A 25,272-nucleotide genomic window follows, 5' to 3' on the forward strand; every position below is an offset into this window, starting at 1 on the left:
AAACAGACTCGCGATGCGAGACAAATGGTGAGGGCGTCGGCCCGCGGCCGTCAAGAGCCGATCCGGAGGGCGTCGGTCAGTCGTGCTTGCGGTGGCCCTGGCGCCAGGAGATCCGGGCGCCCGCCTCCCGCACCCGCTCCGCGAGAGCCGGCACGGTGTCGTCGTTGACGCGGAAGGCCGGACCGGAGACGGTGACGGCCGCGACGACCCGGCCGTCCGGGGAACGGGCCGGCGCGGCGACGGCGGCCAGCCCGATCTCGTGCTCCTCCGACGTGGTGGCGTACCCGCGCTCCCGGACCGTCCGCAACTGCTCCTTCAGGAGCGCCGGTTCGACGACCGTGTGCGGGGTGTACCGCGCGAGCCCCCGCCCCAGCACCTCGTCGGTCTCCTTCTCGGGCAGGTACGCCAGGAAGACCTTGCCCGCCGCGGTGGCGTGCAGGGGGCTGCGCTTGCCGACCCAGTCGATGCTGGCGATGGTCGCGCCGCCGATCTCCTGGTCGATGGTGATCACCTCGATGCCGTCGTGGATCGCGAGGTTCACCGTCTCGCCGACGGCGGCGGCCAGTTCCCGGCAGACCGGCCTGCTCAGCAGCGACAGGTCGCTCTGCCGGCCGGCGCCCGAGGCCAGTTCGACCATGCCGAAGCCCAGGCGGTAGCGGCCGCGCTCGGCGTCCTGCTCGACGAGGCCGCGCGACTCCAGCGTGGCGAGGAGCCGGAAGACCGTCGCCTTGTGCAGGCCCAGTGTCTCGGCGATCTCGGTGACGCCGGACGGGCCGCGCCGGGACAGCGACTGGAGGATCGACACCGCGCGGTCGACGGACTGCACCGAGGTGTCGCGGGGCCTCCCGTTGCCGGTCATGGCGCAAGGATAGCCAGCCGGACGGCCGCCCTCCCGGGGGCCCGGCGCCCCCGCCGGACCGGTTACGGATCCGTTTCCGCGGTTAATTTCCGGTCTTGAGGCTTGGCGGGAAACCGCCGTATGGCTATCGTTCACGCACTCCACTCAATCGTTCCGCTGAACGAATAGCGAGAAGGACGGTCGGCCCATGACCGACACCCACCACCCAGGACGGCGGTCTTTCCTCGCCGCCGGTGCCGCCGGTACCGCCTGTCTCGGTGCGTCCTGGCTGCTGTCCGGATGCTCGGGCGCGGCGTCCTCGACCGCCGCCCTGCCCGCGTCGGCACCCCAGGGTGAACCGGACCGCGGCGGCACCCTGCGGATCGCCCGCCCGCCCGCGTCGGACGCCGAGACCCTCGACCCCGCGAGCTCCCTGTCGGCGTACGAATACCTCGGCGCCCTCTACAACCGCCTGGTCCGCGTCGGCAGCGACGGCGACCTCGCCCCCGATCTCGCCGAGTCCTGGGAGACGGACACCAAGGCCCGCACCTGGACCTTCCGCCTGCGCAAGGGCGTCACCTTCCACGACGGCCGCGCCTTCACCTCCGCCGACGCCGCCTACACCCTGCGTCACATCCTCGACAAGGCGACCGCGTCCCCGCAGGCGGCCGTCCTCGCCCCGCTCGTCGACCTCGAGACCCTGCGCACCCCGGACGCCCACACACTCGTCGTCCCGCTCAAGTCCCCGAACGCCGAGTTCCCCAGCCTCCTCACGCATTACAACTGCTACGTCATCCCGGACGGCAGCGCGAAGTCCGTCGGCCGCACCGGCATCGGCACCGGCCCCTTCAAACTGGAGTCGTTCACGCCCGCCGGCCCCGGCCGCGTCACCGCCTACGCGGACCACTGGGCCGGGCGCCCCGTCCTCGACGCGATCTCCTTCTACTCCGTGGCCGACATGTCGGCCCGCGCCAACGCCCTGCTGGCCGGCCAGGTCGACCTGCTCTCGCAGACCAACCTCGACTTCGCGACGGCCCGCGTGGTCGCCGCCTCGGACCGCGCCACCGTCGCCCGGGTGAAGAACGCCCAGTGGTACGTGCTCCCAATGCTCACCACCGACAAGCCCTTCACCGACGTACGCGTGCGGCAGGCGATGAAGCTCGCCTACGACCCCGAGCACGTGGTGAAGGTCGCCCTCCAGGGCGCGGGCACCCCCGGCTGGGACAACCCGGTGCCGCCCGACGACCCGCTGCACATCTCCGCCCACCCCGCGCACGACCCCGACCAGGCCCGCCACCTGCTGAAGCAGGCGGGGCAGGAGGGGCTGGCCGTCGACCTCTACACCTCCGCCTACGACCCGCTGCTCACCCCCATGGCGCTCGCCTACCAGGAGTCCGCCAAGCGGGCGGGCATCCGTATCCGGGTCAAGACGGCCGCCGCGGACTCGTACTACACGCAGATCTGGATGAAGAAACCGCTGATGGCGACCTACTGGTACACGGGCCGGCCCGTCGACCAGCTCTTCACCCAGATCTTCCGCAGCGGCTCCTCCTACAACGAGACCGCGTGGTCCGACAAGGACTTCGACGCCGTCCTCGACCGCGCCCGCGCCGAGACCGACGCCACGCGGCGGCGCGAGCTCTACGGCCAGGCACAGAACCTGGTGATCGAGAAGGGCGGGGCGATGACACCGATGTTCGCCGACCGGCTCGTCGGGCTCTCCCGGAAGGTCCGCGGATACGCCGAGCACGGCTTCGAGTTCGACTACCTCGGCATCGGCCTGAAGGGAGCCTGAGCATGTTCGCGTTCGTCGCCCGCCGCGTCGCGGCGGCCATCGGCACCCTGTTCCTGTCGTCCGTGCTCGTCTTCCTGGCCCTCCAGGCCCTGCCCGGCGACGTGGCCACCCAGATCCTCGGCAAGGACGCCACGCCCGACGCCGTGGCCGCCCTGCGCAAGCAGCTGGGACTCGACCAGCCCGCCTGGGAACGCTACTTCGACTGGATCAAGGGCGCCCTGCACGGGGACTTCGGCACCTCCCTGGTCTCCGGGAAACCCGTGGGCGGCGAGGTGGCGCAGTACCTCGCCAACTCCGCGCTCATCGCCGTCGTCACCATCGCGTTCGCGGTGACCGGGTCACTGGTGCTGGGCATCCTCGCCGGCCTGTACCGCGACCGCTGGGCCGACCACCTGATCTCCACCGTCAGCCTCGTCGGCATGAGCGTCCCCGAGTTCGTGGTCGCCACCGTGCTGGTGCTGTGCTTCTCGGTCGCGCTGCCGTGGTTCCCCGCCGTCGTCCTGTACGGCCCCGACGCGAGCGTCGGCCAGCTGCTGCCCGCCGTCTGGCTGCCCGCACTCGCCCTCGCCATCGTCATGGCCGCCTACATCGTCCGCATGGCCCGTACGTCGGTCATCGACGTGATGGCGAGCGAGTACGTCACCACCGCCCGGCTCAAGGGCCTGTCCACCTGGCGGGTCGTCACCCGGCACGCACTGCCCAGCGCGCTGCTGCCCACCCTGCACGTGATCGCACTGAACGTGGCCTGGCTCGTCGGTGGCGTCGCCGTCGTCGAGAACGTCTTCAACTACCCCGGCATCGGCAAGCTGATGCTCACCTCCGTGCAGAACCGCGACCTGCCCGTGGTCCAGGCCGTCGCACTGATCAGCGCCGTCGTCTACGTCGTCTGCAACCTCGCCGCCGACCTCGGCGCCATGGCCCTCAACCCCAAGCTCCGTACGCGCGGGAGGACCCGATGACCACCCTCGACACCGTCCCGCCCGCCGCACCCGCGGCCGCGGACGTCCGGGCCCGTACCGCCCGGGCCTGGCGCACCCTGCGCTCCTCGCGCACCGCGCTCGTCGGCCTCGCCGTCGTCGGCGTCCACGTACTGCTCGCCCTGCTCGCTCCACTGCTCACCTCGTACGACCCCGTCGCCAACGACCCCTCGCACGTACTCCTCGGACCGAGCTGGGAGCACTGGGCGGGCACCGACCAGTACGGCCGGGACGTCCTGACCCGGGTGCTGTACGGCGGCCGGTACGCGCTCGGCGTGTCCGTCGTCGCCACCGTCCTGGCGGTCGCCCTCGGCACGGTGATCGGCTGCGCGGCGGCCCTGCGCGGCGGCTGGTTCGACGACGTCCTGGGCCGGGTGCTCGACGCGGTGCTCGCCGTGCCGTCCATCCTCGCGCTGCTCGTCGTCGTGACCGCGCTGGGCACCGGTTCCGCGGTCATCGTCTGCGCCGTCGCCGTCGTGTTCGTGCCCCAGGTCGTCCGGGTGGTGCGCGGTGCGGCGCTGGCCGTCGTGCCCGCCGACTACGTCACCGCGGCCCGCGCCCGCGGCGAGGGCACCTGGTCGATCCTGCGGCGGGAGGTCCTGCCCAACATCGCCGACGTGGTCGGCGTGGAGTTCGCGATGCGGGCCTCCTGGGTCGTGCTGCTGATCTCCTCGCTGTCCTTCCTCGGCTTCGGCGCCGACCCGCCGACCCCCGACTGGGGGCTCATGGTCGCCGAGAACCGCACCGCCATCACCGTCGTCCCGATGGCGAGCCTCGCGCCGATCATCGCGCTGGCCACGCTCGTGGTCGGGCTCAACCTCGCGGCCGACGGCCTGTCCAAGGCCTGGGGCGTGGACCGGATCAGGGAGGGCTCCTGATGACCTCGACCCATCCGATTCCCCCGACTCGGGGCGAGCCCTCGACGACCCCCGTCGTCTCCGTCGACTCCCTTTCCGTCTCCTACCGTTCGGGCGGGCGCGACCTGCCGGTCGTGCACGACGTGTCCTTCGAACTCGCCCAGGGACGCACGCTCGCCCTCGTCGGTGAGTCCGGCAGCGGCAAGTCGACCGTCGCCGCCACCCTGCTCGGTCACCTGCGGCACGGCTCGCGCCTGGACGGCGGGGTCGTGCGGGTGGCGGGACACGACGTCTTCGCCCTGCCGGCACGGGAGTTGCGGCGGTTGCGCGGCGGGACCGTGGCCATGGTCGCGCAGAACGCCGGCCACGCGCTCACTCCGTCCATGCGCGTCGGACGGCAGATCGCCGAGGCCGGCAGCGACGTCCCGGTGCTCGACCTGCTGGAGCAGGTCCGGCTGCCGCGCCCCGCCGACCTCGCGCGCCGCTACCCGCACGAACTCTCCGGCGGCCAGCAGCAGCGCGTCGCCATCGCCATGGCCCTCGCCGCCCGCCCCAGGGTCCTCGTCCTCGACGAGCCCACGACCGGCCTCGACGTCGTCACCCAGCGCGGCATCCTCGACCTGGTCGCCGCCCTGCGTGACGAACTCGGCCTGGCCGCCGTGCTGGTGAGCCACGACCTCGGGGTCGTCGCCCGGATGGCCGACGAGGTGAGCGTGCTGCGTTCGGGCCGGGTCGTGGAGTCGGCGCCCACCCGGGCGCTCTTCGCCGGGGCCGAACAGCCCTACACCAAGCGGCTGTTGGCGAGCGTGCCGCGGCTGACGGACGACGGGCTCGCGTTCGTGGGGGAGAGCGGCGAGCGGGAGGTGCGGGCGCGGGCCGTGGTGGACGCGGACGCCCCCGTCGCCGTCTCCGCGCAGGACGTCACCGTCGACTACGGGTCGGCCCGCGCCGTGCACGGCGTCACCTTCGACGTCCGCCGCGGCGAGATCGTCGCCCTGGTGGGCGAGTCGGGCAGCGGAAAGTCCACCCTCGCCTGGTCCCTCGCCGGGCTGCGCGCCCCCTCGGGCGGCACGATGACCCACGGCGCCGGCGATCTGGCCCGGCCCGCCCGCCGCCGTCCCGCGGCACTGCGGCGCCTGGTGCAGCTGGTGTTCCAGAACGCCGACACCTCGCTCAACCCGCGCCGCACGGTCGGCGACGCGATCCGCCGCCCCCTGCGCTTCTTCGGCACCGCCCCCGACCGCCGGTCGGCCCACGCCCGCGCCCTCGACCTCGTACGGGACGTGCGGCTCGACCCGGCGCTCGCCGACCGGCTGCCCGCCCAGCTCTCCGGCGGCCAGCGCCAGCGCATCGGCATCGCACGGGCGCTGGCCGGCGAGCCGGACGTGCTGATCGCCGACGAGATCACCACCGCCCTGGACGTCTCGGTGCAGGCCGAGGTACTGCGACTCCTCGACGACCTGCGCAGGGAACGGCAGTTGGCCTGCCTGTTCATCAGCCACGACCTGGCCGTCGTCCGGGGCATCGCCGACCGTGTGCTCGTCCTGCGCCACGGCGTGGTGGTGGAGGAGGGCCCGACCGAGGCCGTCTTCGCCGACCCCGGACACCCCTACACCCGTGAGCTGATGGCGGCGGCCCTGGAACCCGACCCCGATGCCCGCCCGTTGGCGGAGGCGGTGGCCGACTGGGCCGACGCGGCGCAGCCGGACGACCTGTGGACCGACCAAGGCGGCGGTCACCGCGTACGCCGCTGGCGCCTCGCAGAAACCGCCGAAGCCGCCGACACTGCCGTCACCTCCCTCAGCGAAGGAGTCTCGTGAAGTACCGCGAGCGGTTCGAACGCCAGGTCGTGCGCGAGGACGTCTGGATCCCCGTCCAGGGCGGCCGGACCCGGCTGCACGCACGCGTCTGGCGGCCGGCCGATGCCGAGCACGACCCCGTGCCGGCGCTGCTCGAATACCTCCCGTACCGCAAGAGCGACTGGACCGCACCCCGCGACGCCCAGCGCCACCCCTGGTACGCGGGCCACGGCTACGCCTCCGTCCGCGTCGACATCCGCGGTCACGGCGACAGCGAGGGCGTCCCCGGCGACGAGTACGACGCGACCGAACTCGCGGACGGCGTGGACGTCGTCAACTGGCTGGCCGCGCAGCCCTGGTGCACGGGCAGGGTCGGCATGTTCGGGATCTCCTGGGGCGGCTTCAACTCCCTGCAGATCGCCGCCCTCGCCCCCGAACCCCTCAAGGCGATCGTGACGGTCTGCTCCACCGACGACCGCTACGACAACGACGTGCACTACACCGGCGGCGCCGTCCTCGGCATCGACATGCTCGCCTGGGCCGGCACCATGCTCGCCTTCGCCGCCCGCCCGCCGGACCCGGCGAACGTCGGCGCCGACCGCTGGCTGCCGATGTGGCGCGAACGCCTCGACGCCCTCGAACCGTTCCTGCACACCTGGCTGGACCATCAGCAGCGGGACGACTACTGGCGGCACGGCAGCGTGTGCGAGGACTACGGCGCGATCGACGCGGCGGTGCTCGCGGTCGGCGGCTGGCACGACCCGTACCGCGACGCGGTGCTGCGGCTGGTCGAACACCTGCCGCACGACCGCGTGCGGGGGCTGATCGGCCCGTGGTCGCACCAGTACCCGGACCGCGGACTGCCCCCCGGCCCCGCCATCGGCTTCCTCCAGGAGACCCTGCGCTGGTGGGACCAGCACCTCAAGGGCGCCGACACCGGCGTGATGCGGGAGCCGCTGCTGCGGGCGTGGATCAACGACCCGGTGCCGCCCGCCACGTCGTACGACGTCATGCCGGGCCGCTGGGTCGGCGACCCGGCCTGGCCCTCGCCGCGGGTCACCTGGCAGGAGCGCCCGCTGGGCCCGGACGGCACGCCCCCCGTCCTGGTCCGTTCCCCGCTCCACACCGGCATCGACGCGGGCCGCTTCTTCCCCTTCGGCAACGCGAGCGACCTGCCGCCCGACCAGCGGGAGGAGGACGGCCGGTCGGTGTGCCTCGACTCGGCCCCGCTGACCGAGCGTGTGGAGATCCTCGGCCGCCCACGGGTCCGGCTGCGCCTGGACAGCGCCACCCCGCGCGCCCACGTCATCGCCCGCCTGTGCGACGTGGCCCCCGACGGCTCGTCCACCCTCGTCACCCGGGGCCTGCTGAACCTGCTCGCCCGGCACGGACGGGACAGGGCCGTCGAGTGGAGCCCGGGAACGTACGAGGACGTCGAGTTCGAGCTGAGCGCCATCGGGTACGCCTTCCCGCCCGGCCACCGCATCCGCCTCGCCGTCTCCGACGCCTACTGGCCGTGGGTGTGGCCGCACGGCGAACGCGGGGAACTGACCCTGCTGCCCGCCCACAGCACCCTCCTGCTGCCCGTCCGGGCTCCCGGCGAGGAGCCGCCGGTCATCTTCGAGGAACCCGAACAGGCGCCACCGCTCCCGGTGACGTACGACGTCCCGGGCGAGCCGCGTCCCGAGCGGCTCGTCACCCACGACGTCGCGGCGGGGGAGTGGACCCTGGAGGTCGACCCCCGCTACGGCGGATCCCGCACCTACCCGGACGGGCTGCGCTACGAGGAGAACGCCCGGGAGACGTACCGTGTCCGCAGCGACGACCCGCTGTCCGCCTCGGCCGTCTCCGCGTGGACGATCCGCCTGACCCGCGGCGAAGCAGGTGAGCAGGAAGCGGGCCGGCCATGGGACGCGGAGATCGTCGCGCGGACCGAACTGCGGGCCACGCACTCGGAGTTCGTGATGGACAGTCACCTCGAAGCACGGGCGAACGGAGAGACAGTGGCCAAGCGCGCATGGCACCGCACCACCCCGAGGACGTCGGGATGAAGGCCGAGCGGAGCCCGCGCCGAGCCGTCGCCGCCGCCGACCGCACCCGGCAGCCCACCGAGGTGCGCCGCCGCCTCATCGTCGAGGCCGCGGTGCCGCTGATCGCCGAGCGGGGCTACGCCTCGGTCGGCGTGCGGGACGTCGCGGCCGCGGCCGGGGTGTCCGTCGGCACGGTCACCTACCACTTCGGCAGCGTCCAGGAGATCCTCTCCGAGGCGATGGTGCTGCAGATCGAGCGGTACTACGCGGCCCTCAACGAGGCCGCGGACCGGGCGACCAGCGGTGCCGAGGGGCTGCGGCTGCTCGTCGACGCGCTGTTCACCGAGGACACCGACCGGCACTGGCGGATGTGGTTCGAGTACTGGAACGCGGGCGAGCACCACCCCGACCAGGCGTTCGCCCGCGGCCAGGACCGGCGCTACGAGAGCTGGCACCAGCAGATCCGCACGCTGGCCGAACGAGGGGTCGCCGACGGCGATTTCAGCTGCGACGACCTGGACGGCTTCACGGTCCGTTTCGCCGCACTCGCCGACGGCCTGGCACTGCAGCGGCTGCGCCAGGCCCCGCCGCTCACCACTGAGGACGCCCGCCGCCACATGAACCACTTCGTCGAGACGGAACTCCGTCGACGGCCCTGAACATGACGAAGCGTCGATGATCACCGACCTCGAATCCCCAGCCGCGGTAGTGGTCGTGGCAGGCTGAACTCCGTCTGCGCGGACACATACAGCTGCGGCAACGGGGTCTCCTGGATTCCCCGTCGGCGTGGACACCCTTCGGGCTACCGAGGGGCCCTCCGCCGGACGGCGTGCCGGCGTCTCCCGCCGCGGCAGGTTCAGGCGTCGGCGATGCGGCTGAACAGTTCGGCGGCGCGGGCGATCACCGCGCGATCCTCGGCGGTGAGGGCCCCGAGCTGTTCGTCGAGCCAGGCGTTCCGCTGCATCCGCGTGGCATTTCCCAGGCGGTGGCCCTCTTCGGTGGCACTGAAGACCACCTTGCGGCCGTCGCGCGGGTCCGGTGAGCGTACGGCGTAGCCGGCGGAGGTCAGGCGGTTGACCGTCTGGCTCATTGAGGCAGGGGAGACGCGGCCTTGCTCGCTGAGGCCGGTCAGCGTCTGAGGTCCGTTCTTGTGCAGGTACGTGAGGACCTCCAGTGCCACGTCGCCGAGGCCGCCTTCCGGGCGTTCACTGCGGAAGCGACGGTACAGACGCCCGACGGCGGAGCGCACCTGGGCGCCGAGGTCGTCGTCCTCGGCCCCGGCTGCGGGCTGTCCGGCGGTTGCGTGGTTCTCCATGACTTCTTAATATACCTAAGCATATCTTTCGGGTACCTAAACACAGCGAGGGTCAGGAGAGTCGAACCATGCCCGCGAACCCCCTCGGCATCGCACTGCGCAACCGGCGTGCCGGCCAGCACACCCTCGCCTGGGCCGACGATGCCCTGCAGGCTCCGGAAAACTTCACCCTGACCAGCCCCGCCTTCGACCACGGCATGCCGATGCCGAGCGCGTACCGCGGCCGGGCGTTCGGCGCAAATATCTCCCCGGCCCTTGGCTGGACGGAGCCGCCGCAGGGCACCGCCGAGCTCGTGCTCATCGTGCAGGACCCCGACGTCCCCTTCGGCAAGCCGGCCATTCACGCACTCGCGCTGGGCATCGACCCCGCCCTGGGCGGCATCGCGGACAACGCCCTGGCCAACCCCAGTCCGGTCCCCGGCATCCGGCACGGCAAGGGCCCCCTCGGTCGCCTGGGCTACACCGGACCCATGCCGATCCGGTCGCACGGACCCCACGCCTACGTCTTCCAGCTGTTCGCCGTCGACCGGCCCACCGAACTGGCAGCCGGCTTCACCCTGAACCAGTTGGTCGCCACCGTCACGGGCCATGTCCTCGGACGGGCCCGGCTGGACGGGACCTACGAGAACCGCTGACGCATCGGCGCCTGTGTTCCGCTCCGGCCGTGCTTCGGCCGGAACTGCTGGTGGCGGAGGCCGGCTCGGGGTTCGTCACGGCGGGACAGCGGTCCACGCTCGGCGTCGCCGTGGCCGGTGCGGCGATCGATGAGAGCACGGACGGTGTGGACGGAGCGGGTCCGCTCACTGGCGTACCGGAGCGCGAAGAGCGCGGCCGGCACGAACGGGTCTGAACGGCCAGACCGAGGGCGTAGCGGCACGTAGTACCGCGGTACTACCCGTCGGGCGCGGATCAGTCTCCGGTACCACCGAATCGGGGCGATTCGCCTCCTAGCGTTGCCGGTGAGGCGTCAGGGGCGACAGACGGGCGCCGGTTCCCACAGGAAGAGACGCGCATGATCGACGCACAGCAGCTGACCAAGAGATACGGCGAGAAGACGGCCGTCGACGGGCTGGACTTCGCCGTGCAGCCGGGCACGGTGACCGGCTTCCTGGGGCCCAACGGCGCGGGGAAGTCCACGACCATGCGCATGATCGTCGGGCTCGACGCCCCGACCAGTGGGTCGGTGACGGTCAACGGACAGCGCTACGCCGGCCACCAGGCACCGCTCCAGGAGGTGGGGGCGCTGCTGGAGGCGAAGTCGATCCACCCGGGCCGCTCGGCCTACAACCACCTGCTGGCGCTCGCGCTGACCCACGGCATTCCGCGCCGCCGGGTCGACGAGGTGATCGAACTGGCCGGCCTCGGCAGCGTGGCGAAGAAGCGGGCCGGTGCGTTCTCCCTCGGCATGGGGCAGCGGCTCGGTATCGCGGCGGCGCTGCTGGGCGATCCGCAGACGGTGATGCTGGACGAGCCGGTCAACGGGCTGGACCCGGAGGGCGTGCTCTGGATCCGCAACCTGCTGAAGGCCCTCGCCGAGGAGGGCCGGACCGTGTTCGTGTCGTCGCACCTGATGAGCGAGATGGCCCTGGTCGCGGACCATCTGATCATCGTGGGGCGCGGGCGGCTGCTGGCCGACACCACCGTGGCCGACCTCGTCCGGGAGGCGGGCGGCGACACGGTGCAGGTGGCCACCCAGGAGCCGGCCCGGCTGCGGGAGGCACTGGCCGGTCCCGGCGTCGACATCACCGGCCGGGCCGGCTCCGAGGAGCTTCAGGTGACCGGGCTGAGTGCCCGCGAGATCGGCCTGAAGGCGGCCGAGCAGGGGATCGCGCTGTTCGAACTGACCGCGCGGACGGTGTCGTTGGAGGAGGCGTTCATGAACCTGACCAGGGATGCCGTGGAGTACCACGGCACGACGGCCGGCATCGAGACCCGGGTGACCGAGGGGAGTGCGGCATGAGCACCCTCACCGCGCCCGTCGAGGCGTCCCCGGCCGCCCCCGCCCGCCCCGCCTACCGGGTCACCGGCCGGCGCGTGCTCGCCTCGGAGTGGGCCAAGCTGTGGTCGCTGCGCTCGACCTGGATCACCCTGGGGCTGGGCCTGCTCTTCCTCGTCGCCTTCGGTCTGATCGCCGCGAACCACTACAAGTCCGGCATCGGCTCCGGGCACCAGGACCGTGACTTCGCCACCGCGACGGCCGTGAGCCTGTCCCTCTTCGGCACCAACTTCGCCCAGCTCGCCCTCGGCGTGCTCGGCGTGCTGGTCACGGCGGGGGAGTACTCCACCGGAATGATCCGCTCCACGCTCACGGCCGTGCCGCGCCGGCTGCCCGTGCTGTGGTCCAAGGCGGCGGTGTTCGGGCTGGTCGCGCTGGTGGTGGGAACGCTGGGTGCGTTCGTCGCGTTCCTCTTCGGGAGCCAGATCGTGTCGGGCACGCCCGCGGCCATGGGCCTCTCGCACGCGGGTGTCGTGCGGAGCCTGCTGGGCGCGGGGCTCTATCTCGGCCTGGTCGGCGTCATCGGCACCGCGCTGGGCGCCCTGCTGCGGTCGGTGGCCGGCGGCATCTCGGTACTGGTCGCCTCCCTGATGCTGGTCCCGGGACTGATCTCCCTGCTGCCGAGCTCCTGGCAGGACAACATCAGCCCGTACCTGCCGTCCAACGCGGGCGAGTCGATGTTCGCCCTGACGCACGACTCCACGACCCTGTCGCCGGGCGCCGGGCTGCTGGTCTTCCTCGGCTGGACGGTGCTCGCGCTGGCGGGTGCCGCGTACCGGCTGGTGCGCAGCGACGTCTGACGGCCTGCACCATGGGCAGGTGACCACTTTGACGACGACCACCTCCGCCGCCGACTTCGGGGCGACGGGACCGCTGGCCGCCCGGCTCGCCCGGGTCGGCCAGCGGCTGCGGCTCGCGGACCGCGCCCATCCGTGGGTGCTGGACACCGCGGTGGCGGCGCTGGTCTTCCTCATGTTCTGCCTGCCGGACCTGCTGCACCACGGCGGCTCGGGGTACGGGGACGGCGACGGGGACGACCGGCACAGGTTCCAGTTCGCCTTCACCGAGCTCCCGCTGGCGGCCGTGCTGGCCCTGCAGGCCGGTCTGGTGCTGCCGCTGCTGTGGCGGCGGCGCCGGCCCATGGCGGCCTTCGTCGCCATCGCGGCGGTCTTCGTCCTGCAGTGGTCGCTGGATGCCGTGCTGCGCGCGGACGTAGCCCTGTTCGTCGCGCTGTACAGCCTGGCCCTGCACGGGCGGTTGCGCCGGCTGCCGTGGGCCTGCGCGGTCATGGCGGCGGGGATGGTGCTGGTCGCGGTGCGGGTCTCGCCGGCCGTGTCCGTCTGGGACGCCCTGTTCTTCCTGCTGAGCACGGCGACCGCGGCCCTGGCCGTCGGCCTGATGGTGCGGACCCGGCGGGCACAGCTAGCGGGGCTGCGGGAGCGGGCGGCGCGGCTGGAGACGGAACGCGACCAGCGCATCAGACTCGCGACCGCCACGGAACGCGCCCGGGTGGCCCGTGAGATGCACGACATCGTCGGCCACAACCTGTCCGTCATCATCACCCTTGCCGACGCCGGCGCGTACGCCACCGACACCGCTCCCGAACGCGGCAAGGAGGCCCTGCAGCTCATCGGCGACACCGGCCGGACGGCCCTCGGCGAGCTGCGCCGGGTGCTCGGCGTCCTGCGCGAGGCGTCGGACGGCGCCCGCCAGGCACCCGAGCTCAGCCCCCAGCCCGGCCTCGCCGACATCGAGACGCTGTGCGACGGCGTCCGCACCGCCGGTCTGGAGATCGTCTACCGGACCGTCGGCGAGGTGGACGCCCTGGACCGCGGGATGCAGCTGACGGTCTACCGCATCGTCCAGGAAGCCCTGACGAACACCCTGAAGCACGCGGGCGCCGGCACCCAGGTGAAGCTGTCGGTCGTCGTCGGGGACGAACGGCTCGTCGTCCGGATCCGCGACAACGGGCCGGCCGGACACCCCGGACCATGGAACGAGGAGGGACACGGACTGGTGGGCATGCGCGAACGAGCGGCGCTGTACGGAGGGACCGTGAGCGCCGGACCCGCGGCCGACGGGGGATGGGCCGTGGAGGCCGCCCTCGACCTCACACCTCGGGGAGGCACCCGGTGACCACGGTCCTCGTCGTCGACGACCAGCAGCTGCAGCGCTACGGCTTCCGGGTGCTGCTCGACTCCATGCCCGAGACGGAGGTGGTCGGCGAGGCCGCGAACGGCTCCGAGGCCGTCCGCAGGACCGCCGAACTCCGTCCCGACGTGGTGCTGATGGACGTACGGATGCCCGGCATGGACGGCATCGAGGCGACCCGCCGGATCGCCGAGGCCGGGGGGCGTTCCCGGGTCCTGGTGCTGACCACCTTCGACGTCGACGAGTACGTGCATGCCGCCCTGCGGGCCGGAGCCAGCGGCTTCCTCCTCAAGGACGCGCGCCCCGAGGAACTTCTCGCCGGGATCCGCGCGGTCGCCGGGGGCGACGCGGTGATCGCGCCGGCCCTCACCCGCCGCATCCTCGACGAGTACGCCCGCCACGTGCCCACCAGAAGGGGGGACCCGGGCGAGGACCCCCGCCTGGCCGCCCTCACCGAACGCGAGCGCGAGATCCTCGTCGCCATCGGCAAGGGCTGGACCAACGGCGAGATCGCCGCCCGCTTCGTCGTGGCCGAGTCCACCGTGAAGACGCATGTCGGCCGCGTCCTGGCCAAGATCGGCGCCCGTGACCGCGTCCAGGCCGTGATCTTCGCCTATGACCAGGGCATCGCCCGCCCCGGGGCCGGCTGACGGAAATCGGCGGGCTGAAGGGAACGGACGTCTTCTCACCCGCCTCTAACCCTACAAGCCGTAGGGTGGGATGTCCTCCTACGCGCTGTAGGAGGATCCGGCTCCGCGGCCGGTTCCGTGGCGTGCGACGACGAGAGGTGCCAGATGCCCGAGGGAACGAACGCCACGACGACCGGCGTCCCTCGCACCGGCCTCCCCGCGCAGGCGGTCCGGCCCCGGCGTTCGCGGGGCGAGCCCCGGCTCGGGGCGGTCGCGGCCGCCTTCACGCTCGCCCAGCTCGTCCTCGTACGGCCGGATCTCGGTCTCGGCTGGGACGAGACCGTCTACGTCAGCCAGGTCAGCGGTCACGTTCCCGCCGCCTACTTCAGCGCGCCCCGCTCCCGCGGCATCTCGCTCCTCGCCGCCCCGATCGCCTCGTGGTCCGACTCCACCGTCCTGCTCCGGATCTACCTGGCCGTCCTCTCCGGCCTTGCCCTCTACCTCGCCCTGCGCGTCTGGCGAGGCCACTTCGGGCCCGGCGTCCTGGCCCTGGCCGGCGCCCTGTTCGCCTCGTTGTGGGTGACGCTCTTCTACGGCCCCCAGGCCATGCCCAACTACTGGGTCGCCATCGGCGCCCTGGCCTGCGTCGGCTGCTTCCTGCGGGCCCGCGCGAACGCCCGGGACCGGGCGGCCTGGTGGGGGGTGTTCGCGGGCGCGGCGCTGATGGCGTGGATGCGCCCGATGGACGCGGTCTACGTCGTCCTGCCCCTGCTCGCTCTCGCCCTGCGCAGCCCGCGCCGCCCTCGTCTGCTCGCCGTGCTGGTCGCGGGGCTGGTGGCGGGTGCCGGCGAGTGGGTGATCGAGGCGTACACGAGTTACGGGGGCCTCGCGCGGCGCCTGTCCGCCGCCTCCGCCATTCAGGGCGGCCTCGGCTGGCACCTCGCCGTGGTCGACCAGTTGCGCAGCCTGGGCGGGCGCACCCTGTGCCGGCCCTGCACCGGATCGGCCCCCAGCCCGGTGGTGACCCTGTGGTGGTTCGCGCTGCCGCTCCTCGCCGTCCTCGGCGCGGTGGTCGCGGTGCGTGCCCGGCGCGCGCTGCCCGCCCTGCTCCCGGGTGCCTGCGCCGTCACGGCCGCGGTCCCCTACCTGTTCCTCATCGGCTACGCGGCTCCCCGCTTCCTGCTGCCCGCCTACGCCCTGCTCGCCCTCCCCGTCGCCCACGGCCTCGTCCACCTGGTCACCGCCCCGGCCCACCGGGCCGGGCGCACCCTGGCCGCCGGCCTGGTGGCGGTCGGCCTGGCAGGCCACGTGGCCGTGCAGTACGTCGTCCTGGAGCACACCGTGCACAGCTCCGACGCCTCCCGCGCCGACTGGGCCCGCACCGCCGCCGCCCTCCACGAACTCGGTGTGCGGTCGCCGTGCCTGCTCAGCGGCTACGACGCCGTCCCCGTCGCCTTCGCCACCGGCTGCGGCTCCGCCCAGACGGCGGGGCACGACGCCAGCACCACCGTGGCCGAGCTGACGCGCGCCGCCCACCGCACGTCCTTCGCCGTCCTGACTCCGCCCCGCGGCCGCCCGCCCGCGTACGCGCGCGCCTGGCCCGAGGAGCGGGTCGGCGTTCTCCGTGCGTACCTGGCACCCGGCGCACGGCAAGGGAGGTGACCGCCGTGGCCGAGGCCGAGAGCCCGCCGATCACCGTGGGCAGGCGCCTGTACGTCCAGCTGGGCATCACCCTGGTGGTGCTCACCGCCGTCGGCGGGATGCTCGCCGCGCACCGGGCCACGCTGGACAGCGGCACCGACCGGCTGGCCGCCGCCGACGGGGAGTGGCTGGTGCTCGCCTGCCTCGCCGCGGTGGGCACCTGGGTGTGCGCGGCCGTGGCGCAGCAGGGGGCCGTGGTCGAACGGCTGCCCAAGGGGCGGCTGGTGGCGGCGCAGTTCGCGGCCGGCGCGGCCAACCACCTTCTTCCGGCGGGGGCCGGAGCGGCGGTGGTCAACCTGCGCTTCCTGACGCGGTGCGGGCTGTCCACCCGGCGCTCGGCGACGGCGCTGGCGGTGAAGGCGGCCGTCGGCGGCGTTGTCCGGTGCGCGCTGGGAGTGGCCCTGCTGGTCACCTCCCCCGGCACGGTCGGTCTCTCCGCGCGGGTCCCGCATGTCCTGGTCCTGCTGCCGGTCGCGGCCGGAGCCGTCGTCCTGGCGGTCGCGATCAGCGGGCGCCTCAGGCGAATGGTGGGCCGGGCCCTCGCCGACGTCCGGGACGTGCACCGGAGCCCGGCCCGGGCCGGTGCGCTGTGGGGCGGGTCGGTCGCGTTCGCTCTGCTGCATGCCGGGGTGATCGTCGCCGTGGTCCATGCGATCGGCCTCGGCCTCCCCGCGAGCCGTGTGGTCATGGCCTACCTGGTCGCCAGCGGCGCGGCGGCGCTGCTGCCCACGCCCGGCGGACTGGGGTCGCTGGACGCCGCGCTGGCCCTCGCCCTCACGGCGGCCGGCGCGCCGGGACCGGCGGCGGTCTCGGCGGTCCTCGGCTACCGTCTGCTGACCGGGTGGCTGCCGATGGTCCCCGGGCTGCTGGTCCTGGCGCTGCTGGCCCGCCGCTCGGTCTTGTGAACCGACTCGACGCCCTGCCCCCCCTGGTCGTCAGGCCACTGCCCCGGCCCACCGGCAGCGCGTCAGTCCGGCGGATCCGGTTGCCGTTCCAGCCGGTACCCGTGCCCCCGCAACGTGGTGATCCGGGGCAGCCGGGCCTGCCGCCCGCCCGCCTGTGCCGCGTCGGTCAGTCTGCGGCGCAGGCCCGCCAACGTCACGTCGAGGGTCTTGGTGGAGCCGAACCAGTTCTCGTCCCACACCTCGGCCATCAGCGTCTCGCGGGAGACCGCCTCGCCGACCCGCCCGGCCAGCACGGCGAGCAGGTCGAACTCCTTGGCCCGCAGCGGGACCTCGACACCGAGCAGGACGCAGCGCCGGGACGTCACGTCGACGACCAGATCGCCCAGCCGCACCGGCCCCCGGGCCGGCACGGCCACCGCGTGCCGCCTGAGGTGAGCCCGTAGCCGGGCGAGCAGCACGGTCATGCTGAACGGCTTGACCAGGTAGTCGTCGGCTCCCGCGTCCAGCCCGGCGATGACGTCGATGTCGTCGGTCCGTGCCGTCAGGACGACGATCAGCAGGTCGGGGAGGCGGGCGCGCAGCTGCCGGGCGACGTCCAGGCCGTCCATGTCCGGCAGCCCCAGGTCCAGCAGCAGTACCTCGTACGGTGCCCGCCCGGCCTCCACGAGTGCGCCCGCTCCGGTGCGGCACCACGTCGGCGCGTAGTCGTGGCCGCGCAGGCCGGTTTCCAGGTGGCGGCCGATGGTGTCGTCGTCCTCGACGACGAGGACGCGCAGTCGGCTGCGGTCAGGTGCGGCAGGCGTGCGCATGGTCGACAGCCTAGGAGCCCCTGGGGCGAGGGGCTCGTCGTCGGTGCACGCCGTGTTCACAGGTCGCGGAGCTCCTCCACGGCGGGGCGGTGGCTGCCGCGGATGCCGTTGAGGGCCGCGGCCAGGACGGCGGCGACGGCGGCCGCCCCGGTGAGCGCCAGGTAGGCACCGGGGACCGACAGGGCCGCGGGTGGCGGATCGAAGACGCCGGTCAGGACCTTGACCAGCATCTCCGACAGGGCCCAGCCGATGAGGGCGCCTCCGGCCAGGCCGCCGAAGGCCAGCAACAGGGCCTCGGAGAGGACCATGCCGCGCAGGTGCCGCGGCTGCGCGCCGAGGACGGTCGCGACGGCGAACGTGCGGCGGCGTTCGGCGAGTCCGAGGCCGAGGACCAGGCCACCGGCCCCGGCGGCGAGCAGCACGGCGAAGGCGAGCTCGATGCGGGTGAGGCCGGCCAGGTCGACGGAGGTCAGGCTGGTGCCGACGGTGCCGCGGGTCTGGGTGAGGTCGGTCACGATGGCCCGGGTACCGAGCTGCCCGCGCAGCCGGTCGGCGATCTGCCGCTGGTTCGTGCCACCGGTGTCGAGGAGGAAGGCGCCGGCCGAGTCGTCGCCGGTGGCCTTGGCGATGTAGGAGGCGTTGGCGACGAAGAAGCTGTCCTTGGGGGCGGTGGGGAACTCCTTGGCGATGCCGGCGTAGTGGAAGGGGACCGTGCGCAGGGACTTGGTGCGCGCGTCCTGGATGCGCAGGTTGACGGTGTCGCCGGGGGAGAGCTGGAAGTCGTTAACGGTCTCGACGCTGACGAGGAGGTTGTCCGGGCGCTGGGCGAGGCGGCGCATCAGCTGGTCGGCGGTGCCGCCCGCGAAGTAGGCGTCCTGGAGCGAGGTGGCCCTGGCGACGCTGTCCGGCCGGACGCCGTACAGGTCCTGGAGGTCGGAGCCGACGTAGGCGAAGCGGTGCTGGAGGGGTTCGACGTGCCGTACGCCGGAGATCTTCAGAGCGGCCCCGGCGGAGGGCGGGGTCTGGGCGCCGGGTGGCTCGGTGACGGTGACGTCGGCGCCGTTGGTCAGCCGGGCGTCGACCTCGGCCTGCTGGTGGTAGGTGGCGTTGAAGACGGCGGTGGAGATCGCGAAGGAGACGGCGAGCGCGAGCAGGACCACCGACCGGGCGAACGGGCGGCGGCGCCGGGCCAGGACGGCGGCGGTGGTGCCGGCCAGGGTCGCGGTCAGCGGCCGGACCAGCCGGACCAGGGCAGGACGGCCGTGGGTGAGGGCGAGCAGGGTGAGGCGCCACAGCAGCAGGGCCGCGCCGATCCACAGCAGGGCGGGACCGAGGAAGGCCCAGTACGACACGGAGATGCCGGGGACGCCCTCGGGCGCGAGGACGAGCGCGTACTGGTTGCCGGAGGAGGCGCGGAAGACGAGCCAGGAGCCGATCAGGAGGGCGAGGTCCAGGCCGTACCGCATCCACCAGGGCGATCGGGAGCGTCGTACGTCCTCCTGCCTGCGGGTGTCGGCCACGGTGACCGTGCGCAGGTCCCGCAGGGCCGGGACGAGGACGGCGCCGGCGGCCACCGCGGCTCCGAGGACGAAGGCGACGGCGTACCAGAGGGACCAGGTCGCCGCGCTCGCGCCGAAGGAGGCCGTGCCGAAGGCGAGACGGCCGGTGAGGGCGGCGATGCCGAGCCCGGCCAGACCGCCTGCCAGGCCGATCAGGGTCGCCTCCAGACCGGCGAGTGCGGTGATCTGACGGGGTCGCAGGCCACGCAGCCGCAGCAGCCCCTGTTCCTGGCGGCGCCGTTCGCCGCCGGCCGAGGCGACCGCCGCCGTCAGCGCGGCGGCCAGCACCGCGCCCGGCACACCGAGGAAGAGGAAGAGGATCTGGGCGTACAGGGCGTCCTGGCGGGCCGAGTCGAGAGCAGCGCCGACGTTGTTGCCGACCAGGGCGGTACCCGCGGAGCGGGCTTCGAGGTTGTGGGCGGCGCCGGTGACGGCGGAGTACGCGGATGCCGGGTCGGAGGGCAGCCGTGCGGTGTCGCGGGCGGCGTGGATCTGGGTGGTGACACCGGTGGCGCCGCGGGTGAGGGCGCTGAAGCGGGCGGCGGGCAGCAGGACGACGTTGTCCGGGGGCGCGGTCGGCTGGGACTGGCTGGGGGCGCCGACGGTCTGGAAGAGGGAGTCGGCCTGGGGCAGGTCGACCACACCGTCCACCTTCACCTGCCGCAGACCGGCACCGGGCAGCTGGATGCCGATGGTGTCGCCGGGGGCCGCGTGCAGGTTGGCGGCGGTCTGCTGGGCCAGCAGGACACCGGTGGACGCGCCGGAGAGCGTGCGGACGGCGTCGGGGAAGCGGGCGCGGTAGCCGTCGGGCAGGCCGAGCGCCATGCCGGGGCCGGTGGTCTGGGTGCTTCCCCGCACGCGGGCGGTGAAGCCGCTGGTGTGCGCGAAGCCGACGGGCAGGGCGGCGCGGATGCCCGGGGTCCCGGTCACCAGGGACAGGACCGTGTGCGGGTCGGCGCCGGGCTGCACCTGGACCTGCCAGTCCACGGCGACCGAGCGCACGGCGCGCTGGGTCATGGTCGCCTTCGACGCGGTGAGGAAGGAGCCGAGCGCGGCGACCAGGGCGACCGCGAGCGCGATGCCGGTCAGCGCGGCCAGGAGCCGTCCGGTGCGGTGGCGGGCCAGCCCGCGGGCCCAAGTGGCGATCATGGCATCTCCTCGGAGGTCGGCGGGTTTCCGGTGCGGTTCCGGTGCGGTCCCTGCGCCCGGGCGGTGGTCACAGGACTTCCTCGGGTGCGAGCAGCCGTCCGTCGCGCATGCTGCGGCGCACGGTGAGCCGGGCGGCGACGGCCGGGTCGTGGGTCGTGACGACGAGTGCCGCGCCGGTGTGGTCGGCGGCCGTCAGCAGGGCGTCCAGGACGCGGGCGCCGGTGGCGTGGTCGAGGCGGCCGGTGGGTTCGTCGGCCAGGATCAGGCGTGGCGCCTGGGCCAGGACCCGGGCGGCGGCCACCCGCTGGGCCTGGCCGCCGGAGATCTCCTCGGGGAACCGGTCGGCCAGGTCGGCGGCGTCCACCAGGGCGAGTGCCGCGAGCGCGCACCGTCGCGCCTCGCCCTCCGGACGATCGGCGAGGACCAGGGGCAGAGCGGTGTTCTCCGCCACGTCCAGGGCGGGGATCAGGCTGTCGCCCTGGAACACCAGGCCGATGTCGTACGGCCCGAGCGAAGCGGCCCGGGTGACGGTGCCACGGGTGGGCTGTTCGAGCCCGGCGAGCAGGTGCAGCAGCGAGCTCTTGCCCGATCCCGAGGGGCCGACGACCGCGAGCCGGTCCCCGGCCCGGATCTCCAGGTCTGCGCCGTGCACGGCAACGACCGCCTGCGGGCCCCGGCCGAAGGTCAGGGCCGCCTCCGCGCAGCCGACGAGCATCTCATCCGACGGCATCGTGCGCCTCCTCGCGGTCCTGCCGCCGGGCGTCGGTGGCCTTCCCGTCCGTCAGGGTGATCACCCGGTCCGCGATGCGGACGGCTTCCCGGCTGTGCGTGACGATCAGCACCGCGCACCCCTCCGCGGCCCGCTCCCGCAGCATCGACAGGACCAGCTGCTCGGTCTCGCCGTCCAGTTCACCGGTCGGTTCGTCGGCGAGCAGGACGGCGGGCGCGTTGGCCAGCGCGACGGCGAGCCCGGCCCGGGCCAGCTCTCCGCCGGACAGCTGGCGCGGCAGGGCATGCGCCCGGTCGGCCAGCCCCACCCGGGCCAGCAGTTCCCCGGCCGGGACGGGGGCCCGGCGGCCCCGCGCCCGCTGCGGCAGGCGCACGTTGTCCCGCACGCTCAGGTGCGGCAGCAGGTTGCGGTTCTGCAGCAGGACGCCGATGTGCCGGGCCCGCAACCGGGCCCGCTCGGTCTCGGGGCGGTGGCTGATCCGTACGCCGTCGACGTGGACCTCGCCGCCGGAGGGCTCGTCGAGTCCGGCCAGGCACGCCAGCAGGGTCGACTTGCCGGCCCCGGACGGGCCCACGACCGCGACCGTCTCGCCGCGCCGCACCCTCAGGGACACCCCGCGCAGCGCGAGTGTCTCCTCCTCCCCGGCCCGGTAGAAGCGGTACAGCTCGCGGGCCGTGAGGACATCGTCGGTGACGCCGTTCAGGTGTGTGCCGTCGGGCATGGTGCGCTCACCGCCAGCCGAAGGAGTCGCTGACGATCCGCCACGGGTCGACGTTGTCGGCCTTGACCGGCCCCGACAGGGTCAGGTCCACCTCGTGCCCCGCGCGGTGGAACGCGTACCGCTCGAAGGCGTCCCGCACCACCTTGCCGGTGACCGGGTCCTTCGCCGAGTCGCCCTGATAGGTCAGCAGGACCGCACGGCCGGCGTGCCGGGTCACCTCGCTCACCTTGGGTGAGGAGAACTTCGGCACCTGGGTGCGGAGTTGGGGTACGACCGCGTTGGTGACCGAGCCGGCCGTGGGCGCGGCGGAGACGGAAACCGCGGTGATCGTCACGGTGTTGAGCTTGTCGGTGAACGCGGTCGTGCCGCCCTGGCTGGTGCGGGCCCAGCCCTCGGGCACCTTCAGGGTGAAGCCGGTGAAGGAGCCGCCGGCAGGCCGGTAGGAGACGTACACCTGGTTGTCGGGGATGTCGCCGGGCGGGTTGGACTCGGTGGGTGCGGGCTTGTTCTGTCCGCTGACGGTGGTCGGACCGGACGCGGGGCCACCGGAGCCGGCGTGCGACCCGGAACCGGAACAGCCGGCCGTCACCGCCGCCACGAGGGTCAGCCCGACGACCGCGTACGTCCTTGTGTGTGCTGCCATGGCCAATGCCCTCCAGAGGAGCCTCGGACCGGACGGTCATGGCACCGACGCTAGGAAGCGGCCGGTTAACGCCCCGCCCGCCGAGGGTTAGACGACGGCAAAAGCGTGTGGCGCGGCGCATCCGCGCAGGTGAGCGGCGCGCATGATGAGGGCATGAGACAGCGCGTGGTGCGAGTCGCCCTGACCGCCGCTCTGGTCGCCGTCGTCCTCCTCGCCGTCCCGCTGGCCCTGGCGATCAGGTCGTCCCTGTACGCCGACCAGCGCGACACCCTGGAACGGTCGGCCCTGGCCGCGGCCGTACGCGTGAGCCCGGACTTCGTGACCGGCGACCCGGTGGAACTGCCCGCGCCCCCGGCCGGCGGGCGGCTTGGCCTGTACGACCCCCAGCTGCGACTGCGCGCGGGCAGCGGCCCACGGCCCGGCGACACCCCGGTCCGGCAGTCCCTGGGCGGTGCGGCGGTACGGGGCCGGGCGGGCGCCGACCTGGTGGTGGCCGTGCCCGTCTCGCACGCCGAGAAGGTGATCGGCGTCGTACGGGCCTCAACTCCCGCAGCCGCCGTACGCAACCGGGTCTTCGCGGCCTGGACGCTGCTGCTCGGAGTGGCCGCTCTCGCGCTGGCCGTCGCCGTCCTCGTCGCCCGCCGGCAGGCCCGGGCGCTGGCCGCGCCGCTGGAGGACCTCTCCCGCCACTGCCGGGCGGTGACCGAGGGCGACCTGACCGCACGGGCCGCCCCGAGCAGCGTCGCCGAGATCGACCAGGTCGCCCGCACGCACAACGAGATGCTGCACAGTCTCTCCGAACTCCTGCGCCACGAACGCGACTTCACCGCCAACGCCTCCCACCAGCTGCGCACCCCGCTCACCGGCCTGCAACTCGCCCTGGAGGCGGGCCTCGCCCAGGACGACGACGCCCGGTTGCGGCCCGTGCTGACCGAGGCGCTGGCCACCACGCAACGCCTGCACCGCACGGTGGAGGAGGTGCTGCGCCTGTCCCGCTCCGGAGAGACGGCTCGCCCCGCCTCCGGGACGGTCGCCGTACGACAGCTGCTGCGGGAGACGGAGGAGCGGTGGCACGGCCTCTTCGCCCAGGACGGCAGACGCCTGGAGTGCGCCGGCCAGGACGCACCGGCCGACGTCCGTGTTCCGGGCGCGTCCGTGTCGGAAGTGCTGGGCATCCTGCTGGACAACGCCCGCGTGCACGGGCGCGGCACGGTCCGCGTGGCGGTGCGGGACCTCGAAGACGCCCTCGCCTTCGACGTGAGCGACGAGGGCGCCGTGACGGGCGAGCCGTCCCGGCTCTTCGACCGCGGCCGCACCGGGGACGGGCACGGAACGGGCATCGGCCTGGCCCTCGCCCGTGACCTGGCCGTCTCGCTCGGCGGCCGGCTCTCCCTGACCGGCCGGCACCCGGCAACGTTCACCCTGCTCGTTCCCGTCGACCAGGACGAGACGCAGGGGGTGGGGACGGTGGGGTGAGCATGCCGCGGGGCCGCTCGGGTGGATGTCAACCTGAGCGGCCCCGTGTCCGGTGGGGATCAGCCGGTCGGTCCTGCCGGTGTCGTGGTGGTCTTGAAGCCCTCCGTCTTGTCGGCCTGGAGGGCGAACGTGTTGGTGAACGTCTTGCTGAGATCCACCGCCCCCTTCACGTTGCCGACCAGCTGCTCCGTCGCCAGGGAGGTCTTCGGGCCTCCGGCCGGCATGATGCCGTCCGGGAGGAACTGTCCCTTGTCCTCGGTCAGGGCGGTGATGTAGTCGGCCTTGGTCACCAGCTGGTTCGACACGAACGACGCCGGCAGCTTGTTCGCGATGTCGGCCGCGCTGTGCGTGTTGATCCAGTGCATGGTGGCGACCAGCGCGTCGACGACCTTCTGCACCGTGTCTTTGTGCGCGTCCACCCAGTCGGTGCGGGCGAGCACGCCGGCCGCGGGGTAGGCACCGCCCATCGCCGCCGTGGCGCCCTGCGTGGTGGCCAGGTCGATCGCGGAGGTGCCGACACCCTTTTTCTGGATCGCGGCGACCGTCGGCTGCGTCGTCATCACGCAGTCGACCTTGCCGTTCTGCAGGGCGGCGATGGCCGTGGAGCCCGCGCCGACCCCGATCCGGTGAAACTGACTCGTCTTGACGCCCTTCTTGGCGGCCAGGAACTGGGTGAGCGTGTCGGTGCCCGAGCCCAGGTCGGTCACGCCCAGGGTCTTGCCCTTGAAGTCGGCGCCCGAGGCGACGCCCGACTTCTTGGTGCACATCTCCCGCTCGCCCGGCGCGCCGGAGAGCTGGACGACGTCCTCCACCGCCTTGCCCTTGGCCTGGAACTCGATCGTGTGGTTGTACCAGGCACCCGCCATGTCCACCTGCCCGGAGGCCATGGCCTCCTCCGCGCCGACACCGCCGTCCTGCTCCGTGCTGAGCTGTACGTCGACGCCGTACTTCTTGTAGAAGCCGAGGTTCTGGGCGAGCTGGTAAGGCAGGTAGATCTGCTTGTCGATACCGCCGACCATGAGCTTGACGGTCGGTGTGCCGCCGGAGCCGCTGCTCGCGGTGGTGCTGCCGGAGTTGCCGGAACAAGCGCTGACCGCGCCGAGGACGAGAACGGCGAGGAGCGACGCGGCGATGGTGGCGGGTCGTCTGGACATGGCTGGCCACATTCCTTTTCTGGGGTCGAACAGGGAAG

Annotated in this window: 23 protein-coding genes; 15 read left to right on the forward strand and 8 right to left on the reverse strand. The window is 73.3% G+C overall.

Annotated features, from left to right (window positions below):
- Window positions 1-76: 76 nt before the first annotated feature.
- On the reverse strand, window positions 77-859 hold the full coding sequence (locus ABT137_RS18805) for an IclR family transcriptional regulator (RefSeq protein ID WP_351710077.1): 783 nt from the start codon (window positions 857-859) through the stop codon (window positions 77-79).
- Window positions 860-1,046: 187 nt separating this feature from the next.
- Here ABT137_RS18805 and ABT137_RS18810 point away from each other — a divergent pair, with 187 nt between their 5' ends.
- From ABT137_RS18810 to ABT137_RS18835, 6 genes are read left to right on the forward strand one after another with little or no spacing between them, the layout of a single operon-like run.
- Window positions 1,047-2,633, forward strand: a complete 1,587-nt coding sequence (locus tag ABT137_RS18810; protein WP_351710079.1) for an ABC transporter substrate-binding protein — start codon at window positions 1,047-1,049, stop codon at window positions 2,631-2,633.
- 2 nt (window positions 2,634-2,635) lie between these two features.
- Entirely contained in the window at window positions 2,636-3,592 is a 957-nt protein-coding gene (locus tag ABT137_RS18815) for an ABC transporter permease (RefSeq protein WP_351710082.1), read from the forward strand.
- Window positions 3,589-4,488, forward strand: coding sequence for an ABC transporter permease (locus tag ABT137_RS18820; protein WP_351710085.1), 900 nt, complete (start codon window positions 3,589-3,591; stop codon window positions 4,486-4,488). Before ABT137_RS18815 ends, ABT137_RS18820 begins: the two co-directional genes overlap by 4 nt.
- On the forward strand, window positions 4,488-6,287 hold the full coding sequence (locus tag ABT137_RS18825; protein ID WP_351710088.1) for a dipeptide ABC transporter ATP-binding protein: 1,800 nt from the start codon (window positions 4,488-4,490) through the stop codon (window positions 6,285-6,287). The genes ABT137_RS18820 and ABT137_RS18825 overlap by 1 nt, the downstream gene beginning before the upstream one ends.
- Window positions 6,284-8,317, forward strand: a complete 2,034-nt coding sequence (locus tag ABT137_RS18830; RefSeq protein WP_351710091.1) for a CocE/NonD family hydrolase — start codon at window positions 6,284-6,286, stop codon at window positions 8,315-8,317. Before ABT137_RS18825 ends, ABT137_RS18830 begins: the two co-directional genes overlap by 4 nt.
- Window positions 8,314-8,955, forward strand: coding sequence for a TetR/AcrR family transcriptional regulator (locus tag ABT137_RS18835; RefSeq protein ID WP_351710094.1), 642 nt, complete (start codon window positions 8,314-8,316; stop codon window positions 8,953-8,955). The genes ABT137_RS18830 and ABT137_RS18835 overlap by 4 nt, the downstream gene beginning before the upstream one ends.
- A gap of 197 nt (window positions 8,956-9,152) precedes the next feature.
- Here the strand turns inward: ABT137_RS18835 and ABT137_RS18840 are convergent, their stop codons facing one another.
- The gene (locus tag ABT137_RS18840) at window positions 9,153-9,611 is read right to left on the reverse strand and encodes a MarR family winged helix-turn-helix transcriptional regulator (RefSeq protein WP_351710097.1); all 459 of its coding nucleotides are present in this window, start codon (window positions 9,609-9,611) and stop codon (window positions 9,153-9,155) included.
- A 68-nt stretch (window positions 9,612-9,679) separates the two neighbouring features.
- On the opposite strand from ABT137_RS18840, the gene ABT137_RS18845 reads away from it, so the two are divergent.
- The 8 genes from ABT137_RS18845 (at window position 9,680) to ABT137_RS18880 (ending at window position 16,993) form a co-directional block, all read left to right on the forward strand.
- Window positions 9,680-10,246 carry a YbhB/YbcL family Raf kinase inhibitor-like protein gene (locus ABT137_RS18845; protein ID WP_351710100.1) on the forward strand — a complete coding sequence of 189 codons (567 nt, stop codon included), beginning with the start codon at window positions 9,680-9,682 and terminating at the stop codon, window positions 10,244-10,246.
- Window positions 10,247-10,275: 29 nt separating this feature from the next.
- On the forward strand, window positions 10,276-10,461 hold the full coding sequence (locus ABT137_RS18850; RefSeq protein WP_351710103.1) for a hypothetical protein: 186 nt from the start codon (window positions 10,276-10,278) through the stop codon (window positions 10,459-10,461).
- A gap of 162 nt (window positions 10,462-10,623) precedes the next feature.
- Window positions 10,624-11,571 (forward strand): ABC transporter ATP-binding protein, encoded by a 948-nt coding sequence (locus ABT137_RS18855; protein WP_351710106.1) that lies wholly within the window; start codon window positions 10,624-10,626, stop codon window positions 11,569-11,571.
- Window positions 11,568-12,407 (forward strand): ABC transporter permease, encoded by an 840-nt coding sequence (locus ABT137_RS18860; RefSeq protein WP_351710109.1) that lies wholly within the window; start codon window positions 11,568-11,570, stop codon window positions 12,405-12,407. The genes ABT137_RS18855 and ABT137_RS18860 overlap by 4 nt, the downstream gene beginning before the upstream one ends.
- Before the next feature lie 28 nt (window positions 12,408-12,435).
- The gene (locus ABT137_RS18865; RefSeq protein WP_351710546.1) at window positions 12,436-13,743 is read left to right on the forward strand and encodes a sensor histidine kinase; all 1,308 of its coding nucleotides are present in this window, start codon (window positions 12,436-12,438) and stop codon (window positions 13,741-13,743) included.
- Complete coding sequence (locus ABT137_RS18870) at window positions 13,740-14,408, forward strand: response regulator (protein WP_351710112.1); 669 nt, start codon at window positions 13,740-13,742, stop codon at window positions 14,406-14,408. The genes ABT137_RS18865 and ABT137_RS18870 overlap by 4 nt, the downstream gene beginning before the upstream one ends.
- Window positions 14,409-14,552: 144 nt before the next feature.
- Window positions 14,553-16,049 carry a hypothetical protein gene (locus tag ABT137_RS18875; protein WP_351710115.1) on the forward strand — a complete coding sequence of 499 codons (1,497 nt, stop codon included), beginning with the start codon at window positions 14,553-14,555 and terminating at the stop codon, window positions 16,047-16,049.
- A 5-nt stretch (window positions 16,050-16,054) separates the two neighbouring features.
- On the forward strand, window positions 16,055-16,993 hold the full coding sequence (locus ABT137_RS18880; protein ID WP_502984537.1) for a lysylphosphatidylglycerol synthase transmembrane domain-containing protein: 939 nt from the start codon (window positions 16,055-16,057) through the stop codon (window positions 16,991-16,993).
- A gap of 62 nt (window positions 16,994-17,055) precedes the next feature.
- On the opposite strand, the gene ABT137_RS18885 is transcribed toward ABT137_RS18880, so the two are convergent.
- From ABT137_RS18885 to ABT137_RS18905, 5 genes are all read right to left on the reverse strand, one after another.
- On the reverse strand, window positions 17,056-17,802 hold the full coding sequence (locus tag ABT137_RS18885; protein ID WP_351710118.1) for a response regulator transcription factor: 747 nt from the start codon (window positions 17,800-17,802) through the stop codon (window positions 17,056-17,058).
- Window positions 17,803-17,858: 56 nt separating this feature from the next.
- Entirely contained in the window at window positions 17,859-20,510 is a 2,652-nt protein-coding gene (locus ABT137_RS18890) for an FtsX-like permease family protein (protein ID WP_351710121.1), read from the reverse strand.
- 67 nt (window positions 20,511-20,577) lie between these two features.
- Window positions 20,578-21,240 carry an ABC transporter ATP-binding protein gene (locus ABT137_RS18895; RefSeq protein WP_351710124.1) on the reverse strand — a complete coding sequence of 221 codons (663 nt, stop codon included), beginning with the start codon at window positions 21,238-21,240 and terminating at the stop codon, window positions 20,578-20,580.
- Window positions 21,227-21,961, reverse strand: a complete 735-nt coding sequence (locus ABT137_RS18900) for an ABC transporter ATP-binding protein (protein ID WP_351710127.1) — start codon at window positions 21,959-21,961, stop codon at window positions 21,227-21,229. The genes ABT137_RS18895 and ABT137_RS18900 overlap by 14 nt, the downstream gene beginning before the upstream one ends.
- A 7-nt stretch (window positions 21,962-21,968) precedes the next feature.
- The gene (locus tag ABT137_RS18905; protein ID WP_351710130.1) at window positions 21,969-22,604 is read right to left on the reverse strand and encodes a hypothetical protein; all 636 of its coding nucleotides are present in this window, start codon (window positions 22,602-22,604) and stop codon (window positions 21,969-21,971) included.
- Window positions 22,605-22,757: 153 nt separating this feature from the next.
- Here ABT137_RS18905 and ABT137_RS18910 point away from each other — a divergent pair, with 153 nt between their 5' ends.
- Complete coding sequence (locus ABT137_RS18910) at window positions 22,758-24,080, forward strand: HAMP domain-containing sensor histidine kinase (protein WP_351710133.1); 1,323 nt, start codon at window positions 22,758-22,760, stop codon at window positions 24,078-24,080.
- A 59-nt stretch (window positions 24,081-24,139) separates the two neighbouring features.
- On the opposite strand, the gene ABT137_RS18915 is transcribed toward ABT137_RS18910, so the two are convergent.
- A complete protein-coding gene (locus tag ABT137_RS18915; protein WP_351710136.1) occupies window positions 24,140-25,234 on the reverse strand; it encodes an ABC transporter substrate-binding protein in 1,095 nt (364 codons plus the stop codon).
- Window positions 25,235-25,272 lie beyond the last annotated feature (38 nt).

It is taken from the genome of Streptomyces sp. NPDC001980 (assembly GCF_040296885.1).
Classification (GTDB): domain Bacteria; phylum Actinomycetota; class Actinomycetes; order Streptomycetales; family Streptomycetaceae; genus Streptomyces.

Excerpts from the sequence above, each read along its gene's own strand:
- ABT137_RS18820 (WP_351710085.1), top strand. The coding sequence starts at position 3,589 with ATGACCACCCTCGACACCGTCCCGCCCGCCGCACCCGCGGCCGCGGAC.
- ABT137_RS18895 (WP_351710124.1), bottom strand. The coding sequence starts at position 21,240 with ATGCCGTCGGATGAGATGCTCGTCGGCTGCGCGGAGGCGGCCCTGACC.
- ABT137_RS18815 (WP_351710082.1), top strand. The coding sequence starts at position 2,636 with ATGTTCGCGTTCGTCGCCCGCCGCGTCGCGGCGGCCATCGGCACCCTG.
- ABT137_RS18900 (WP_351710127.1), bottom strand. The coding sequence starts at position 21,961 with ATGCCCGACGGCACACACCTGAACGGCGTCACCGACGATGTCCTCACG.
- ABT137_RS18905 (WP_351710130.1), bottom strand. The coding sequence starts at position 22,604 with ATGGCAGCACACACAAGGACGTACGCGGTCGTCGGGCTGACCCTCGTG.
- ABT137_RS18810 (WP_351710079.1), top strand. The coding sequence starts at position 1,047 with ATGACCGACACCCACCACCCAGGACGGCGGTCTTTCCTCGCCGCCGGT.
- ABT137_RS18875 (WP_351710115.1), top strand. The coding sequence starts at position 14,553 with ATGCCCGAGGGAACGAACGCCACGACGACCGGCGTCCCTCGCACCGGC.
- ABT137_RS18915 (WP_351710136.1), bottom strand. The coding sequence starts at position 25,234 with ATGTCCAGACGACCCGCCACCATCGCCGCGTCGCTCCTCGCCGTTCTC.
- ABT137_RS18805 (WP_351710077.1), bottom strand. The coding sequence starts at position 859 with ATGACCGGCAACGGGAGGCCCCGCGACACCTCGGTGCAGTCCGTCGAC.
- ABT137_RS18825 (WP_351710088.1), top strand. The coding sequence starts at position 4,488 with ATGACCTCGACCCATCCGATTCCCCCGACTCGGGGCGAGCCCTCGACG.
- ABT137_RS18840 (WP_351710097.1), bottom strand. The coding sequence starts at position 9,611 with ATGGAGAACCACGCAACCGCCGGACAGCCCGCAGCCGGGGCCGAGGAC.
- ABT137_RS18890 (WP_351710121.1), bottom strand. The coding sequence starts at position 20,510 with ATGATCGCCACTTGGGCCCGCGGGCTGGCCCGCCACCGCACCGGACGG.
- ABT137_RS18845 (WP_351710100.1), top strand. The coding sequence starts at position 9,680 with ATGCCCGCGAACCCCCTCGGCATCGCACTGCGCAACCGGCGTGCCGGC.
- ABT137_RS18855 (WP_351710106.1), top strand. The coding sequence starts at position 10,624 with ATGATCGACGCACAGCAGCTGACCAAGAGATACGGCGAGAAGACGGCC.
- ABT137_RS18835 (WP_351710094.1), top strand. The coding sequence starts at position 8,314 with ATGAAGGCCGAGCGGAGCCCGCGCCGAGCCGTCGCCGCCGCCGACCGC.
- ABT137_RS18860 (WP_351710109.1), top strand. The coding sequence starts at position 11,568 with ATGAGCACCCTCACCGCGCCCGTCGAGGCGTCCCCGGCCGCCCCCGCC.
- ABT137_RS18910 (WP_351710133.1), top strand. The coding sequence starts at position 22,758 with ATGAGACAGCGCGTGGTGCGAGTCGCCCTGACCGCCGCTCTGGTCGCC.
- ABT137_RS18885 (WP_351710118.1), bottom strand. The coding sequence starts at position 17,802 with ATGCGCACGCCTGCCGCACCTGACCGCAGCCGACTGCGCGTCCTCGTC.